16 protein-coding genes are annotated in these 16,446 nt (G+C 53.0%); 7 read left to right on the top strand and 9 right to left on the bottom strand.

Annotated features, from left to right (window positions below):
* The coding region (locus ABD920_RS01615) for a choice-of-anchor D domain-containing protein (protein ID WP_345156391.1) at positions 1 to 1,906 on the bottom strand (1,906 nt) is incomplete at its 3' end.
* Positions 1,907 to 2,574: 668 nt separating this feature from the next.
* Between ABD920_RS01615 and ABD920_RS01610 the strand changes: the two genes are divergently transcribed.
* Entirely contained in the window at positions 2,575 to 4,794 is a 2,220-nt protein-coding gene (locus ABD920_RS01610) for a T9SS type A sorting domain-containing protein (protein ID WP_345156390.1), read from the top strand.
* Positions 4,795 to 4,875: 81 nt separating this feature from the next.
* On the opposite strand, the gene ABD920_RS01605 is transcribed toward ABD920_RS01610, so the two are convergent.
* The 4 genes from ABD920_RS01605 to ABD920_RS01590 form a co-directional block, all read right to left on the bottom strand.
* On the bottom strand, positions 4,876 to 5,571 hold the full coding sequence (locus ABD920_RS01605; protein ID WP_345156389.1) for a metallophosphoesterase: 696 nt from the start codon (positions 5,569 to 5,571) through the stop codon (positions 4,876 to 4,878).
* Positions 5,572 to 5,675: 104 nt separating this feature from the next.
* A complete protein-coding gene (locus ABD920_RS01600) occupies positions 5,676 to 5,912 on the bottom strand; it encodes a hypothetical protein (protein WP_345156388.1) in 237 nt (78 codons plus the stop codon).
* 81 nt (positions 5,913 to 5,993) lie between these two features.
* A complete protein-coding gene (locus ABD920_RS01595; RefSeq protein ID WP_345156387.1) occupies positions 5,994 to 6,293 on the bottom strand; it encodes a hypothetical protein in 300 nt (99 codons plus the stop codon).
* 91 nt (positions 6,294 to 6,384) lie between these two features.
* Positions 6,385 to 7,245: an SDR family oxidoreductase gene (locus ABD920_RS01590; RefSeq protein WP_345156386.1), complete on the bottom strand. Its 861-nt coding sequence runs from the start codon at positions 7,243 to 7,245 to the stop codon at positions 6,385 to 6,387.
* A 122-nt stretch (positions 7,246 to 7,367) separates the two neighbouring features.
* On the opposite strand from ABD920_RS01590, the gene ABD920_RS01585 reads away from it, so the two are divergent.
* The 6 genes from ABD920_RS01585 (at position 7,368) to ABD920_RS01560 (ending at position 11,210) form a co-directional block, all read left to right on the top strand.
* Positions 7,368 to 7,616, top strand: coding sequence for a 4a-hydroxytetrahydrobiopterin dehydratase (locus ABD920_RS01585; protein WP_345156385.1), 249 nt, complete (start codon positions 7,368 to 7,370; stop codon positions 7,614 to 7,616).
* A 140-nt stretch (positions 7,617 to 7,756) separates the two neighbouring features.
* Positions 7,757 to 8,467 carry a 16S rRNA (cytidine(1402)-2'-O)-methyltransferase gene (gene rsmI / locus ABD920_RS01580; protein WP_345156384.1) on the top strand — a complete coding sequence of 237 codons (711 nt, stop codon included), beginning with the start codon at positions 7,757 to 7,759 and terminating at the stop codon, positions 8,465 to 8,467.
* Position 8,468: 1 nt separating this feature from the next.
* A complete protein-coding gene (locus ABD920_RS01575) occupies positions 8,469 to 9,701 on the top strand; it encodes an Lnb N-terminal periplasmic domain-containing protein (protein WP_345156383.1) in 1,233 nt (410 codons plus the stop codon).
* On the top strand, positions 9,698 to 10,501 hold the full coding sequence (locus ABD920_RS01570) for an inositol monophosphatase family protein (RefSeq protein WP_345156382.1): 804 nt from the start codon (positions 9,698 to 9,700) through the stop codon (positions 10,499 to 10,501). Before ABD920_RS01575 ends, ABD920_RS01570 begins: the two co-directional genes overlap by 4 nt.
* A gap of 31 nt (positions 10,502 to 10,532) precedes the next feature.
* The gene (locus tag ABD920_RS01565; RefSeq protein WP_345156381.1) at positions 10,533 to 10,712 is read left to right on the top strand and encodes a FeoB-associated Cys-rich membrane protein; all 180 of its coding nucleotides are present in this window, start codon (positions 10,533 to 10,535) and stop codon (positions 10,710 to 10,712) included.
* A gap of 159 nt (positions 10,713 to 10,871) precedes the next feature.
* Positions 10,872 to 11,210, top strand: a complete 339-nt coding sequence (locus ABD920_RS01560; RefSeq protein ID WP_345156380.1) for a hypothetical protein — start codon at positions 10,872 to 10,874, stop codon at positions 11,208 to 11,210.
* Positions 11,211 to 11,303: 93 nt separating this feature from the next.
* Here the strand turns inward: ABD920_RS01560 and ABD920_RS01555 are convergent, their stop codons facing one another.
* The 4 genes from ABD920_RS01555 to radA form a co-directional block, all read right to left on the bottom strand.
* Positions 11,304 to 12,248 (bottom strand): mechanosensitive ion channel family protein, encoded by a 945-nt coding sequence (locus ABD920_RS01555; protein WP_345156379.1) that lies wholly within the window; start codon positions 12,246 to 12,248, stop codon positions 11,304 to 11,306.
* Positions 12,249 to 12,271: 23 nt separating this feature from the next.
* Positions 12,272 to 13,294: an SPASM domain-containing protein gene (locus ABD920_RS01550; protein WP_345156378.1), complete on the bottom strand. Its 1,023-nt coding sequence runs from the start codon at positions 13,292 to 13,294 to the stop codon at positions 12,272 to 12,274.
* A gap of 122 nt (positions 13,295 to 13,416) precedes the next feature.
* Positions 13,417 to 14,598, bottom strand: a complete 1,182-nt coding sequence (locus ABD920_RS01545) for a baeRF7 domain-containing protein (RefSeq protein WP_345156377.1) — start codon at positions 14,596 to 14,598, stop codon at positions 13,417 to 13,419.
* A 307-nt stretch (positions 14,599 to 14,905) separates the two neighbouring features.
* Entirely contained in the window at positions 14,906 to 16,285 is a 1,380-nt protein-coding gene (gene radA, locus ABD920_RS01540; protein WP_345156376.1) for a DNA repair protein RadA, read from the bottom strand.
* Positions 16,286 to 16,446 lie beyond the last annotated feature (161 nt).

Raw genomic sequence — 16,446 nt, 5'->3', positions numbered from 1 at the left:
GCCGGATCACGGTGAAGGTCGGGGTGGTGCCCGTGCCGTTGGCGTTGGCCACCGTGATCGCGCCGGTCTGGGCGCCTACTGGAACTGTTGCTTGAAGCGACACTGTTCCGTCATCATTAGTAATTGGAGCAAAGACAGCCTCAACATCACCAGAGAAAACCACTGACGTAGCATCCGCTAAGTTGGCACCTGAGATAATTACAATGCTTCCTTCTTTACCTGAAGTCGGATCGATTGTCAGACCTGCTGGTACAGGCTTAAGTACTGTAAAATCGAATGTGACTGTCCCGCCAGAAGTAGTTATTGTTAGCGGGCCAGACGTGGCACCAAGTGGCACCTCGGCGTAGATAATTGTGCCGTCGCTCTCCGGATCTACTTCAAAAGCTGCATCAATACCGTTGAAGTTCACCACCGTTACACTTCCAAGGTAGGTACCGGTAATGGTGATAATCTCCAGCTCATAGGCCGCATCAGGGTTCACTGAAACAATAGTTGGCTCCTTATATAGCACAGTAAAGTCAAACGTAGCTGTACCACCCAGTGTAGTTACAGTTAATGGGCCTGTTGTAGCCCCAGCTGGCACCTTAGCTTCTATTATAGTATTGCCATCATTATTAAAGCGTTCTGTAAAAGTTGTGCGTACTCCATTAAAAGCTACTTCTGTTGCACCATCCAAGAATGAGCCAGAGATAGTAACTATATCAAGTTCATATGCTTCTGCTGGGGTAACTGATGAAATAACAGGGGTAGGTACTACATCGAATGGCTCACTGCTTGCAGACATACTGCCTGCAAACACTGTTATTGGCCCATCCACAGCACCAGTTGGGACGTAAATTCTTATTTGGTTATCACTTATGATGGTGAATGAAGCAGAAATGCCATTACTGAATTCCACCCTATTTGCATTAATAAACTCACTACCATCTATAATAATTTCTTTGCCAACACCACCCACATAGGATGAAAGACTTGTTATGACTGGCCTTAGGATAGCTCCCGAACCTTTAAGAATTACCCTGTATGGATTTTCGTCACTGTCATCGTTTCCAATTTGAACTTCTGCATTATAAGTACCAATTGCTGTTGGCCTAAACGTTACTTGGAAGGTAGCATTCTGCGACGGTTCTAAAGAACCTGCATAGCCATTGCTTGTAACTGAAAATAATTCAGCGTTCGCTCCTGTCAAAACAAGAGGATCCAGTCTAAGCGTGCTGGTACCAGTGTTTTCAACTGTAAATTCCACCGTTTTAGACTTTTTCAGGTTTACAGTTGCGAAATTATGGGTATCCCCACTTTTAATGTTTGTATTGACAACCTTTAAATTGATCTCTGGTCCTACAGGCGCGGCAGTAATTATGGCATTATCCAGATGAAGGTGTTTTATTCCCTTTTCCTTCAGAAATAGTCTTACGGATCTTGTAGATGAACTAAGCGTCCTAATAACTTCATAGTATTTTGAACTTCCAGATGGGACTTGAGTAGTAATGTCTTCACCTATTACAGTATAGTCTCCATTTATTGTGCTGGACTCCAGCACCTGAAAAACACCATCAAATGTACCGGATAATGCTGTAGCTCTTAGGTTAAAACTAAGTCTATCAGGAACACCTGTAAAATCAATCTGAATATATATATCCTTTACTGTATTGTAAAAAGCCGAACTAGGCGCTTGACCTGAGGCAGGAACATCTACACTTGCAACAGTTATACCATTATGGCTCCAACCTGTGGGTAAAATAACATTACTGGGAGCAGTACCCCAGTTTGTATTACTAGTTGGCAACGTAGCGACATCTTGTCCATGAGATTGATGAACCCAGGCAAAGCAGAAGAGCAGAAGCAAGAGCAGCTTCACGGTGTGTCTCCCCGAAGGGAATTCAAAAAGGGTAAAAGTCTGGAACATAACCTAGCATTAAATAGCCCAACAATAAATTTTAAATAGTAAATAAATTATTCTTAAAAACGGTGATCCTACAGGTATTCTAAATTGATAGCTATATATAAGGCTACAAATGGCATCCCAGGCAATTCGGTACAAATTCGCATTGCACCTGTTCCTGAGATGGCTTACTACTATTAGCGTCTGGCTCTTCCCTACCCTGTTACACGATCTAAATATAATGCAAAGTTACACAGACTGACAAATTATTTACAAAAATTTATATATATAATATTTCGTTTGTTTGATTTGCTGCTCTTTTACAAGCTTTGAAGTATCACTTTCTCGCTCCTAAACTACCTGAAATGGTTTGCTGATATGAAATGATTTTACCACTATGCCTTGGCAATATTACCACATATAAAGCCATTAGCAGCTCAAGGGCCTGCTTTTCTTGTGAAGAAGCAGATAGCAAGCCTTGGATAACATATGATGCCTTCCTAAAATATTAAACTATTAAACTATATATATTTTATTTAGGACAAACTTGACAACCAAAAATAAATAACTATTAATTATTTTATATATATGTAATTTTAAATACTTTCATAAGACTAAAATATACCACATTGAAATCTTTAACCTAAGGATAATACAATAATCATATTTTAACTATTTAAATTTATATATATATGAAACAAATTTTACTCAAGGCTCCTTCTCGCCGCTGCGGGAAAAGGCATGAAAAACCAGTGCCATCGGGCAGCAAACAGAAGTGGGGGTATGTCCTGACCTTCGCGCTCCTTTTCATACTGCTCTCGGGCGCTTCGGCGGTCGCTTCGCACTTCAAGGGCGGGCAGATCACCTACAGGTATATGGGAAGCGGGCAATATGACATCTTCATCAAAAGCTACTGGGACAAGGCCGCGGTAGGGAACATCAACCTCCTCTACCAGGGGGCGCCAAAGCTCAACACGCCTTCTGTTACGCTTTCCAAAACGCTGCTGCCGGATGGCCAGACCATTGAGCACTATCAGAAGCAAACCGTGACATGGTCGCAGCCCGGCTTATATGCTATCTCCTGGAGAAGCTGCTGCCGTGCGGTGGGCTCAAACTTTGGCAACAACGAGAATGGCCTCTTCGCAGCCGTGAACTTCGACCCGACCGTGCCCAGTTCCTCTCCGCAGTTCTATGACTTCCCAATTTTCAACTTCTCTACAGACAACAGGATCCAGTACAACCTGAACATGGAAGACGCTGACGGCCACGAGCAGGAGTATTCGCTGGAAGTACCTTATGGTGTGCCCGGAGACCCTTACAAACTCATGCGCGAATCAGGGTTCAGCATCACCAATGACGGGACTGTATCGTGGGAAAGGCCACTGAAAGGCCTTTGGCTGGTAAACGTGAAGCTAAGAGAGAAAATTAACGGAAGCTTCACCGGTGCCTATATCCTCCGCGACTTTATCTTAAACATCAGTTCTTCCGCCAACGCGGCGCCCGCTTTTGAGCCTGTGCCAGCCCAAACGGTGAAGGAGGGCCAGACCATCTCGTTTAATATAAAAGCAGTCGACGAAGACGGGCAGTCGGTCACGCTGATATCCAGCGGATCAGCGTATGAGAAAGGCGCCAGCTTTACAAAGTCTGCCCAGGATAACACGGCCAACGGAACCTTCACCTGGACCCCGGCGGCAGGAATGCTGGGCAAATACAACATCCAGTTTATCGCCACAGACAGCGACATCATCCCGTTATCCTCACAGATGACGGTAGCTGTCACGGTTGTGTCAGACATCTGCGAAGTGCAAGCAAGCGGGGCCGCCACAACAAAACCCTGCACTGGCCTCAGTAACGGCAAGATTGAACTGGCCGGCAGCAATGGAACCGCGCCTTACGCTTACTCCCTGAACGGCGGGCAAACCTTCCAAAGCGCCTCCTTATTTGAGAACCTGGCAGCAGGCAACTACACTGCCGTGGTAAAAGACGCGACAGGCTGTGTAAGCAGTGAGCAGCAGATTACCCTACTGGAGGATCCGCTTCCGTCCGTCACGTTCGCCTTGCCGGCTTCTACGGTTTGCGTGGGCGCTACGGCAGTCAGGCTTTCCGGCGGCAACCCGGCTGGGGGCAGCTATTCAGGAACAGGCGTAAAGGATGGCGTTTTCAATCCTGCAGTTGCCGGCACAGGCACACACACTATCCTATATACCTATACTAACAGCAGTGGCTGCAGCAGCAGCGCTACACAGTTTATAGTTGTAAACGCCACACCGGTTGCTAATGCCGGAGCGGATAAAACAACGTTCTACGGATATAAAGATGCCAACTGCGCCACCTTATCCGCGACGGCCACAGGAGGCAGCGCAAGCTACACGTACCGCTGGAGCACAGGCGCCACCACGCAGACGCTTACGGTTTGCCCAACGGCTACCACCACCTATACCGTTACCGTTACAGACGCCTCCGGGTGCTCCAGCACGGATGAGGTGACGGTGTTTGTGACCGATGTAAGGTGCGGCAATAAAATGGACAAAGTACTGGTATGCCACAACGGACACGAAATCTGTATCGCACCAGCAGCCGTAAAAGCCCACCTGGCGCACGGCGATGTTCTAGGCAGTTGCAATGGCAGGACAGAGAGCCCGGCAGTAGCCGCACAGGCCATGTCGGTGTTCCCGAACCCGATGGGGGCAAAGGCTCAGCTTACCTTGAAGCTGCAGGAGCAGGACTACGTAACCCTCGAGATACTTGACATGAACGGCAAAGTGGTGAAAAAGCTTTACCAAGGCACCGCCGCAGCTAACAAGGAGCAGAGCTTCGATATTAAGAGGAGCATCGGTAACCAGCAACTGTACATCGCTCGGCTTACCACATCAAAGGGCACGCAGTTTATCAAGATCATGCTGGCAAACTAGCATCCAAAAGCAGACACAGAAAGAGGGCAGGATATATCCCGCCCTCTTTTATTTTAAACACACCGGCTTTTCAGGAATCCTTTAGCTTTTCCTGGCTACCGGGTAGGGGCGGTCCTGATTGGGCTGGATGTACAGCTCCTTTGTATCCATATCCAGGGCAACCAGGTTCCCCAGCGAGGCATTCCTGTAGTAGACGCAACCGGCATCCAGGTTTATGCGCTTGCTTTTATGCGCGATGGCTTTTTTGATACTATGCAGGGCAGTAGGCGTGTGCCCGTGCAGCAGGCCTTTGCTATCTATACGCTGCCAGTCCACCTCATAGCCACGGATATTAAGCATGGCGTCTTTATCTGCGAAAATATCATCCTGCGTAAAGTTAAACCCCGCGTGCACCAGGTAGTAATCCGGCAGCTCGAGGTAATAGGGCAGGCTTTTCAGGAACTTCCGGTATTTCCTGGGCAGGTCTTCGAACTGCTCTATCCCGAAGCTCTGCAGTACCAGCTTTTTCTCGGTGTCTGTCAGGTTCAGGTTTTTGGGACCTTTCTTGGCGGCTTTCAGCAGCATCTGGTCGTGGTTGCCGCGCAGGCAGTGCACCTGGTACTGCGCGGCCTGTAGCTCAAGCACATAATCAATCACCCCTTTGCTGTCCGGGCCCTTGTTCACGAGGTCGCCCAGTATATATAACACATCCGTTTTTTGAAGGTTAAGCTGCTCAGATACAAGCGCTCTTAAAGTACGGGGACAGCCGTGGATGTCGGTCAGGGCGTAACGGGCCATTGGGTCTCTTAAATTGTTGCTGATTTGCGCCAAGTTAACATATCACAAAAATAGCACCCGCTGCTGCAGGTGCTATTTTCCGTAGAAATGTTAGGCAATTGATGTTAATTATACTTGTTATCGTCAATACCGGGCTTGTCCAAGTTGCGGTTTGGGTTATTCGTCTTCGTGTTCTGCCCTACCTCATCCGGCCCTTCTGTGTGCTTCTCTTTTAGCTCTTCGTGCTCTGCACGCGTCTGGTTAGGATCCACTGGTTTTCCGCCGGCGGCTTTGTCCTGGCCTCTTCCGCTTGGTTTCTCTTCGTTCTCGGAACTGGGCTGTGTGTGCTTATATGATGGCATGATTTCCTCCTTTTACTTTAAATGAAACATGAGGCGCTCTATATAAATGACAACGCCTGTATTATATATGGACTGTATGGCTTACGAGCCGCGTCCTTCTTCTTCGGTTCGCATGTTGTCCGGTGGCGGCGTGCCGTCGTCGGCGTAATCGTTCACGCCCGTGGCCGACGGCCCTTCAGAGGCCGTGTCGCTGCCGAAGCCCTCTTTCCCGTCGCGGTTGCCGAAGCCGCCGCGCTGGTGCTCGTTCTTGGGCGGGTCTGCACCCGGAATGATGTGCCCGGCCTGCATCTCCTGCTCGCTGGTGTCGTCTTCTATCACGCGCACAGGCCTGCCGTTCGGCGACTGCCCCTGCAATTTATTTTTGTCTTTATCTTCTGCCATAATAGTATGCATTTAGTATATAGATGCCTGCTTCAGTAGCGCACCTGTTAGTAGGTTTTACTCTTTTCGGGCCCGTAGGGTTTAGCCTCCGTCAGGATCCGATCTGCTCTCCGCCGTTTATGTGAATTACCTGCCCGGTTATATACGACCCGTCGTCCGAAGCGAGGAAAACATAGGCCGGCGCCACCTCTGATGGCTGCCCCGGGCGTTTCAGCGGCACGTTCTGCCCGAATTCCTTAACTTTGTCCTCGCTGAAAGAGGCCGGGATCAGCGGCGTCCAGATCGGGCCGGGGGCCACGGCATTTACGCGTATCTTCTGCTCCGCCAGGTTTGAGGAGAGGGAGCGGGTAAAGGCCGTGATCGCCCCTTTGGTAGAGGCGTAATCCATGAGGTGGTGGCTGCCGCGGTACGAGGTGATGGAGGTGGTGTTGATGATGTTGCTGCCTTCCGGAAGGTGCTCCAGGGCTGCCTTCGTCACATAAAACATCCCGAAGATGTTGGTCTGGAAGGTGCGCTGCAGTTGCTCCTTGGTAATGTCTTTCAGGTCCTGCTGCTCGTGCTGCTCGGCGGCGTTGTTCACCAGTATATCCAGCTTGCCCAGTTCGTCTACAACGCGTTGCACTGCTTTTTTGCAAAACGCCTCGTCGCCCACGTCGCCGGCAATGATGATGCACTTGCGGCCTTCGTCCTCCACCATTTTCCGGGTGTCCTTGGCGTCCTTGTTCTCGTTGAGGTACACGATGGCCACATCCGCGCCTTCGCGGGCGAAGTGTACGGCCACGGCACGGCCGATGCCGCTGTCGCCTCCCGTGATCAGGGCCACTTTTCCCTTCAGTTTGTCGCTTCCTTTGTAGGAGTCGCGGATAATCTCCGGCTCCGGCGTCATTTTATACTCGTCGCCCGGCTGTTTCTGCTGTTTCTGCGGCGGCAGCGATTCTGGTTTGTTTTTCATAGATGTAGATAGGTTAAAATTCGTAACAGTCTATACCTATACGCCCGCACCTTTGGCTGGTTTCTGCAACACGCAGGCAGCGGCGGCGCAGAGAAGTATAAGAGGGATAAAAAGATAATAGTATGTGGCAGGAAGAAGACAACAAGTTAAAGAGCAGCCTTACGTTCAAGGATTTTGAAGAGGCGATGAATTTCATGAATGAGGTGGCCGCCGTGGCCCATGAGATGGACCACCACCCGTGGTGGAGCAACATGTACAATAAAGTGGACATAGAACTCTCCACGCATGATGCCGGCAATACCGTCACCATCCGCGACCACAAGCTTGCTAAGCGGATAGAGGAAATCTATAAAATGGGTTACGAGTCCTGAGTTCTGAGTCTTGAGTTGTTATAGGGAGAAACCTATATATAATGTGTAAGGTTAGCCTATGGCTGCCAGATACGTCTTTGCCCTATATAACTCAGTACTCATAACTCGTAACTCAGCACTCCTTTTGTTATCTTTGGGCCATGCAGGAACAAGACAAGACGAACCTATACCTGGTCCCGACGCCCATTGGTAACCTGGAGGATATCACGCTGCGTGCCATCCGGATACTGAAGGAAGTGGACGTGATTCTGGCCGAGGACACCCGCACCAGCGGCAAGCTGCTGCAGCACCTGGGCATTGAGAAGCGAATGCACAGCCATCACCTGCACAACGAGCACAAAGCATCCGGCCACCTGATAGACCGCCTGAAGGCGGGCGAAGTGATGGCCCTGATCTCGGACGCCGGCACGCCCGGCATCTCGGACCCTGGCTTTTACCTGGTGCGCGAGTGCCTGAAAAACGCCCTGAAGGTGGAGTGCCTGCCGGGCCCGACGGCTTTTGTGCCTGCGCTGGTCAAATCCGGCTTCAGCACCGACCGTTTTACGTTTGAGGGGTTCCTGCCGGTAAAGAAAGGCCGCCAGACGCGCCTGCAGAGCCTGGCGGAGGAGGAGCGCACCATGATTTTCTACGAGTCGCCGCACCGCCTGCTCAAAACCCTGACGCAGTTTGCGGAGTACTTTGGCGGGGAGCGGGAAGCCTCTGTTTCACGTGAAATCTCGAAGATGTTCGAAGAAACCCTCAACGGCACCTTAAACGAACTTGTCCATCTCTTCACCACCAAGGCAATCAAAGGAGAGTTTGTGCTGGTGGTGGCAGGAGCCACAAAAGGAAGCAAATCCGACAAAGCGTAACATGAGAAACTATCTAAAACACGCAGGGCTGGCGCTGGCCTTCTGCCTGCTCTCCTTTCAGGGGTGGGCGCAGTTCGAGGGCTCTCGGCTTTCGCCGCAGGCCCGGATCAGCCTGATCACCTGCTCCAGCGGCAGCGACTTATATGCCATTTTCGGGCACAGCGCCGTACGCGTCCATGACCCCGTGAACAGGTTCGACGTGGTGTTCAACTACGGCACGTTCGATTTTGACGAGCCTAACTTTTACCTCAAGTTTATCAGGGGCAAGCTGCGGTACAAGCTCTCCATCTCGGACTTTAACCAGTTCGTGTACAGCTACACCCGCGACAACCGCTCGGTATATGAGCAGGAAATGAACCTAACGGAGGCGCAGCGGCAACAGTACTGGGCTTTCCTGACGAACAACTACCTGCCCGAAAACCGCTTTTACCTCTACGACTTCTTCTTCGACAACTGCGCCACCCGCATCCGCGACGGCGTGGAGGCTACTTTCCCCAGCCAGATCCGGTTCAACATCAGCGACTTCGACGAGGACATGAGCTTCCGGAACCTGATCGACCTGTACCTGGTGCCGCAGCCGTGGTCTGATTTCGGGATTGACTTTGCCCTGGGCGCCCCGATTGACCGGGAGGCGACCCCTTACGAGTATATGTTCCTGCCCGACTTCCTGGCCAAGGGCTTTGCCAACGCCACCCTCACCGCCAACGGGCAGACCAAGCCGCTGGTAGGGGAGATGCAGGTGCTCTTTGAGCGGGAGCCGATCCCCTTCACGCGCGGTTTCTTCACCCCGATGCTGGTGTGGTGGCTGTTCTTTGTTGCCGTGCTTGCCTTAACCGTAGCCGACGTGCTGCGCCGCCGCCGCAGCCGCGCCTTTGACATGACGTTCTTCTTCATCGTCGGTTTTATGGGCGTGGTGCTCCTGCTGCTGTGGGTAGCCACCGACCACCAGGCCACCGCCTATAACTTTAACCTGTTGTGGGCCTTGCCTACCCACCTCATCGTGGCTTTCTTCCTCGGGCGCAACGCGCTCCCCGCCTGGGCGAGCAGGTATATGCTGGGCACAGCCGTGCTGGCAGCGGTGCTGCTCCTGTTCTGGCCCTGGTGGCCGCAGATGCTCCACCAGGCTTTTGTGCCCGTGACCCTGGCTATCGGCCTGCGGGCTGCGTATACCGTATGGTTTTCCAGGAAGACCGCAACAGAAACAATCGAGCCCCAAGTAAAACAGACCATATGAACCTGAGCCAACTGTCACAGAACCTGAATATCATTGCCCGTAGTGTAGGCGCTTTCATCCGCAAGGAAGGAGATAACTTCGACCGCTCCAAAATAGAGATGAAGGGCTTCAACGACCTGGTGTCTTACGTTGACAAGCAGGCGGAGGAGCAACTGGTGGAGGAACTCCGGAAACTGCTGCCCGAAGCCGGCTTCATTACCGAAGAAGGCACCGACACCACCAGGGGAGAGCGCTTTAACTGGGTAATCGACCCGTTGGACGGCACCACCAACTTTACCCACACCCTTCCCATATACTGCGTGAGCGTGGGCCTGCTGGACGGCGATGAGGTTGTGGTGGGCGTGGTATATGATCCGAACCGCGACGAGTGCTTCTCGGCCTACAAAGGCGGCGGCGCGTTCTGCAACGACAACCCCATCAAAGTATCGGAGGCCCCGGCCCTGAAAGATTCGCTCATCGCCACCGGCTTCCCTTACTATGACTTCGGCCTGACGCAGCAGTACCTGCAGGTGCTGGGCTCGTTTATGGCAAAGTCGCACGGCATACGCCGGCTGGGCTCCGCTGCCCTGGACCTGGTGTACGTGGCGGCTGGCCGCTGCGAGGGCTTCTTCGAGTATAACCTGAACCCGTGGGACGTGGCAGGCGGAACCATTGTTGTGCAGGAGGCCGGCGGCAGGCTCAGCAAGTTCCTGGCTGACGGGGACTGCGTGTTCGGCCGGGAAATTGTTGCCAGTAACGGCAACATCCACACCGAGATGCAGGAAACCATCCGGGAGCACTGGAAGAAGGGGATGGAATAAACTTTTTAAAGCTCCGCGTAGTTATAAATGCATGATACAGGAACTGATCATACTCCTCGTTTTTCTGGCGGCCGCTTTCTATATGGCCCGCATGGTGTACCAAAGCTTTGCCGCCAAAAGCGGCTGTGCAAAGGGGTGCGGCAGCTGCGGCGCCATCGACTTTAAAAAGATCCAGCAGGAGCTTGATAAAAAGCAGGCGGCCGCACAGTAAGCTTATATATAGCCGCGCGTTCCTATTTCTAAGATTCCTGCTATATATAGCATTGCCAAAGGCGGGCGCTTCCGTTATTAATCCGCTTCTTTTTGTATCTAATACTCAATTTTGCGTATAGTTTTATACTGAGAGACTGAACCTAATAACTAAAATACTATGCAAGATAAAGTTGAAGAAAGATCTTTGGTAAATGTCTATAACCGGCTTTTCAAGGACGGGTACAAGCATGACTTCAAAGTATCGAAAGAAGGAAAACTCTGCTCTATGGACGAAAAAGAGAGCTTTGGGCCAGAGCAGGTGCGCATTGTAGACCACTATCGATTTGAGGGGGAAAGCAACCCGGATGACATGTCTATTTTATATGCCGTGGAAACAACCACCGGCCTGAAAGGAACCATCTCCAACTCCTATGGCCCATATGCCGACGAGAACGTAGACACTTTCCTGAAGCAGGTGGAAGACCTGGGCAAGAACCTTGACAAGAACGACAAGTAATAAAATTAACAAGTAATGGCAGTAACAGGCAGGGCCGGTACAACTAGTTGTACCGGCCCTGCCTGTTACTATATAAGGTATATATAAACGCGGTTATTTCCCGTTGCCTCCGATGCGTTGGCCGTCTTTGACGGTGGCATTCAGCGCCTGCAGTTGCTCCGTCAGCTTTTCGCCTCCCTTTATACCGAAGTCCAGGGTGCGGATCGGGAACGGGATGAGGATATCGTTGGCGTCGAAGGCTTTCTTAATCCGGATGATGGCATCGCTTTTAGCGCCCACATAGTCTACCTGCCGGCTATAGCTTACCCAGAACCGCGCCTTGAAGTTGATGGAACTGTCGCCGAACGAGTCGTACATCACCTCCACCGCCTTGGTCTTCACGCGGTTCTTCACGTCCTCCAATGCCTCAATCACCACCTGCTGCACGCGCTCCAGGTCTTCTGCGTAGGATATGCCCACCTCCAGGTCGATGCGGCGGGTACCATATATAGAAAAGTTCGTGAGCGGGTTCTCGAAAACCATTTTGTTCGGGAGCTTCACCAGCTCCCCTGTCACCTGCCGAATGTCGATGGTGCGCAGCGTGATGCGCTCGATGGTGCCGAAGTAGTCGTTGGTTTCGATGTTGTCGCCGACGCGAAAGGGCTTCTGCACCGCGATGATCACCCCGGAGATAAAGTTGGCGGCAATGTCCTGGAAGGCAAAACCCAGGGCCAGACCAATGATACCGACACCGGCCAGCAGTGAGATCACCACCCTGTCGAGGTTCAGCACGCTGAGGACGAAGAAGAAGCCCAGCAACAGCATGCCGATGTACAGGAGCGTCAGGATGAGGTTGTTAAGCGCGGCGCTGTGCGAGAACCTGTTGATGAATTTCCCGATCCAGCTTCTGATCAGCCCGGCCACATAAAACGTAAGGATCAGTAATACCAGCGCTACAAGAATATTCGGCAACATCAGCACCGTCTGCGCACCCCAAGCCTCCAGCTTATTCCAAAGCAGCTCCAGCGCCCCGTTCACGTCTCTCATATAGTTTGTCAAGTTGATTCTATTTAGGTTGTTGCTTATGCCCACACTTTAGTGCCTTCCGTGCAATTCCGGCACATTTCTATATCGGCCCTGGAGCCCAGAAGGGTTTGCCTGAACTGGCTGTAAGCCGGCCCGCGCCATACCTTCTCAAAACCTGCTTCCTTTAAATCGCCCATCCTGTACTCCGCGTCTTTGTCGAAGCAGCAGGGCACCAGCAGCCCGTCCCAGGTGATGACGCAGGAGTGCCACATCTTCCAGCAATGGTTCAGCAGCTTGTTCTTGATAGCAAAGCTGCCGTCGCCGTTGTTCCTGTACCGCGAGTAGTAGTCGATGGTCGGGATGAGCGGAGAGCCCTGCGCGTAGTCGTAAATCTGCGCCGTCTTGAATGCCACCTCATTTACCCCCAGCTCCTGCGCCAGTTTTTGTACGTCCTCCAGCTGGTGCTCGTTCGGACGCACTACTAGAAACTGGAACAGGACGTGCGGTGTTTTGGATTTCAGCTTTTTTTTCCACTTTACCACGTTGCGCGTTCCCTCCAGCACCTTCTCCAGCTTGCCGCCCACACGGTAGGCGGCGTATGTTTCCTGCGTGGTGCCGTCAATAGACACAATCAGCCTGTCCAGGCCCGACTCAACCGTTTTGCGGGCTGTGTCGTCGTCCAGGAAGTGGGCGTTGGTGGAGGTGGCGGTATAGATGCCTTTGTCTGAGGCGTACTTCACCAGCCCCAGAAAGTTTCTGTGCAGGTAAGGCTCCCCCTGAAAATAGAAGATGAGGTAGAGCAGGCGCCGGTGCAGCTGGTCGATGGTTTGCTTGAAAAGCTCGTCCTGCAGCATGCCGGTGGGGCGCGTAAAGGACCGCAGCCCGCTGGGGCACTCGGGGCAGCGCAGGTTACAGGAGGTGGTGGGCTCCAGCGAAATGCTCAGAGGGAAGCCCCAGTGCCTGGCCCGGCCCGTTAGCTTCGAGAGCATATAGCTGCTCACCACCTGCAGCGCATTGAGTGCCCGCAGCGGCGTCAGTTTCGATAAAAAGTTAAACCCGTCAGTCAGGTGCAGCTTCATGCAAAAAAGGCTAAGGCGGCAACAAAGGAAACAGGGGCCTTGCCGCCGAAAATAAAAGGGCAGCCGCAGTGGCTGCCCTCTAAGATATGGTTTCTGGCGCGAAAGGCCAAGGCTACGGCTTTTTAGTAGCGGAACAGGGCTTTCACGTTTGCGCGGTTGTCAGCACTTTGCGACATCCCGTTCAGGTTGCCGACGAATACTTTCCCGCCCTGTGCAATGGTCTTAATGGCCGCCAGGTTTATCAGGTCGTCGTCGCCCCGCTGGTACTCGTCGTGCACCTCTGCGGTGGCGCTCACAGCGTTATAGCTGCCCCAAACCGGCTGGCTCGGCGAAATAAACAGGGTATCTACCCGGCCATGCACCGCCTCGGCCGCCACGGTGGCAATATCCTCGGAGGTGGCGCCGGTGCCGGCCACGTTCTGATAGCGCGTCATCGAGTCGGTGTGCCCCTGCTGCATGAGCGGCTTCATCACGGCCAGCGCTTTGTCGTGCAGAGTGTTCATGTCGTCCACCCCCTCGTTCACGTTGATGTTCTGCGCCACGATGTGCCTGTACTTACTGATGCTGCGGTATATGCTGCAGTAGTGGTCCACGCCGGCCAGCACCAGCGGCTCGGTGGCGTTGTGCAGGATCTGCTGCAGGTTGTTGTCTATCTCCAGCATAAACTCCCGCACGCGCGCATGCTCCTCATCGCCTTTCGTGCTTCCCGCCCCGTGCACGATGTTACTGCCGTTCACGGTGGTCGTGGAGTTAGTAAAGTCCTGGTCGTTGCCTTTTACATCGAACTTAAGCGCCTGGTTAAACGTCTCCGGCACAAAAGAGCTGATATCTATCGGCCGGATCTTATCTATGGTAGCCTCATAAAAGGCGATCTTCTCGCGGTACAGGTTCAGGATAAAGAAGCGGCCGTTTTGGCTCAGGATAGGCAGGATAGGCGTGAAGTAAAACTGGTCCAGCACATACACTTCATTCGGCATGGCCATGGGCAGCGTGTAATGTGCTGAGAAACCCTTCGTAATAAACACTGCGAGGCCGTCGCCCTGGTGGCGCCAGAAATTATTGTCGTGCAACAGGTCTTCGGCTGGCTTTATATACTGTGCGATCTCCGCCTCCGGCACATCGTGCCTCTCCAGCAGCTCCTTCGCCTTCTTCACCTGGTTTTTAAAGCTGATGGTATCCGCTCCATTCAAGGTTTGCTGGCCGGCACGGTGAGTGGGTAAATAGAAGGACAGGCACAAAGCGTTCTGGGTGTTGCTTTGCACATTTATCATCTTCTCAATGTCGCTTTTGTTTATTAATGCCATAGAAGTTAGATTAAAAAGTGGCGTAAGAAATTCTTTGAATGCGCCTCCGTTTGTATAACGAGGGTACGTTAAAGTACGCAGCAAAACAAACTACGGTTATTGAAGTGCCGGATATAAAACGCCACTGGACAGGACGGCAAATCACAGAAGGCACGGGTGCCGGAGGGGGTATATAACAGGGGCTGAAACACATACGCGGCAGAAACCGCGCGTGCGCTCTTACCCGCTGCCGCCTGGGCAAAACGGGCTGCTGCTCTTGTCGCCGCTGCTTCAGATCAGCAGGCGGGCATTTCCTTCCCCGCGGGCCTTACCCGAACAGGCTGGCAAATACTTCCTCTAACCTGCCAAAAGCATGGATGTTGATCGAGAACTTGCTGTAGTCGAGGCCCTTTTTGTTGTACTTGGATATATAAATATCCCGGAAGCCCAGCTTCTCCGCCTCCGTGATGCGGTTCTCGACGCGGTTCACGGCGCGCACCTCGCCCCCCAAGCCCACCTCTGCCGCAAAAGCCGCCGTGCTGGGGATAGCCATATCCTCGAAAGAGGAAAGGATGGAGGCGCACACCGCCAGGTCCAGCGCCGGGTCCTCCACCTTCAGGCCGCCGGCCATGTTCAGGAACACGTCCTGGGCGCCGAGGCGGTAGCCGCCGCGTTTCTCCAGCACCGCCAGCAGCATGTTCAGGCGCTTGCCGTCAAAGCCGGTGCTGGTGCGCTGGGGGGTGCCGTAGGTGGCGGGCGTCACCAGGCTCTGCACCTCGATCAGCAGGGGGCGGTTGCCCTCCAGCGTGGCGCCGATGGCGATGCCGCTAAAGGCATCCTCGCGCTGCGAGATCAGGATCTCCGAGGGGTTGCTTACCTCGCGCAGCCCCGAACCCAGCATTTCATATATGCCCAGCTCCGAGGTGGAGCCGAAGCGGTTCTTAGTGGTGCGCAGGATGCGGTAGGTCATGTGGCGGTCGCCCTCAAACTGCAGCACGGTGTCCACCATGTGCTCCAGTATCTTCGGCCCGGCCAGGTTTCCCTCCTTGGTGATATGGCCGATCAGGAAAACCGGCGTGCCGCTCTCCTTTGCGAACTTCAGCAGCTCGGCCGTACACTCGCGCACCTGGCTCACGCTGCCGGCCCCCGACTCTATGAAAGAGGAGTGGAGGGTCTGGATGGAGTCGATGATGAGCACCTGCGGGCGCACCAGCTCGATTTGCTTGAAGATGTTCTGCGTACCGGTTTCAGTGAGGATAAAGCAGTCGGAGGTTTGGGCGGCAAGGCGCTCGGCGCGCATCTTGATCTGCTGCTCGCTCTCCTCACCGCTCACGTACAGCACCCGCAGCCCGCGCAGGCTCAGGGCGATCTGCAGCATCAGCGTGCTTTTGCCGATGCCCGGCTCCCCGCCGATCAGCACCATCGAGCCCGGCACAATGCCGCCGCCCAGCACCCGGTTCAGTTCCTGGTCCTGCGTCACGATGCGCTGCTGCTCCTGATAGCTGATGTCGGCGATCGGCTTTGGTTTGTTGGCCACCTGCGCCGTGGTGCTGCCTACCTTCCAGGCGGTGGTGGGGGTTACCTCCTCGCGCTGCACCACTTCCTCCACGTAAGTATTCCATTCCCCGCAGGCCGGGCACTTGCCAATCCATTTGGCAGACTGGGCGCCACAGTTCTGGCAGAAATAGGATGTTTTTATCTTGGCCATTGCCGTCGTTGTTCGTGTTTCGTTGAATATTTCCTGAAGCTATATATAACGCTATATAACTCTGTACAGGCATTGGTTGATTACCCACAATGTAAGTAATCGGGATACTTTCTATTAAAACCTGTTCCCGCTGCTCAGGCCAGCTTAAAAAAGGAAAAGCC

This window comes from Pontibacter saemangeumensis (assembly GCF_039541895.1).
GTDB classification, from domain to species: Bacteria; Bacteroidota; Bacteroidia; order Cytophagales; family Hymenobacteraceae; genus Pontibacter; species Pontibacter saemangeumensis.
Note: the sequence above shows the minus strand (reverse complement) of the source record. Positions and strands in the feature narration are given on the sequence as shown.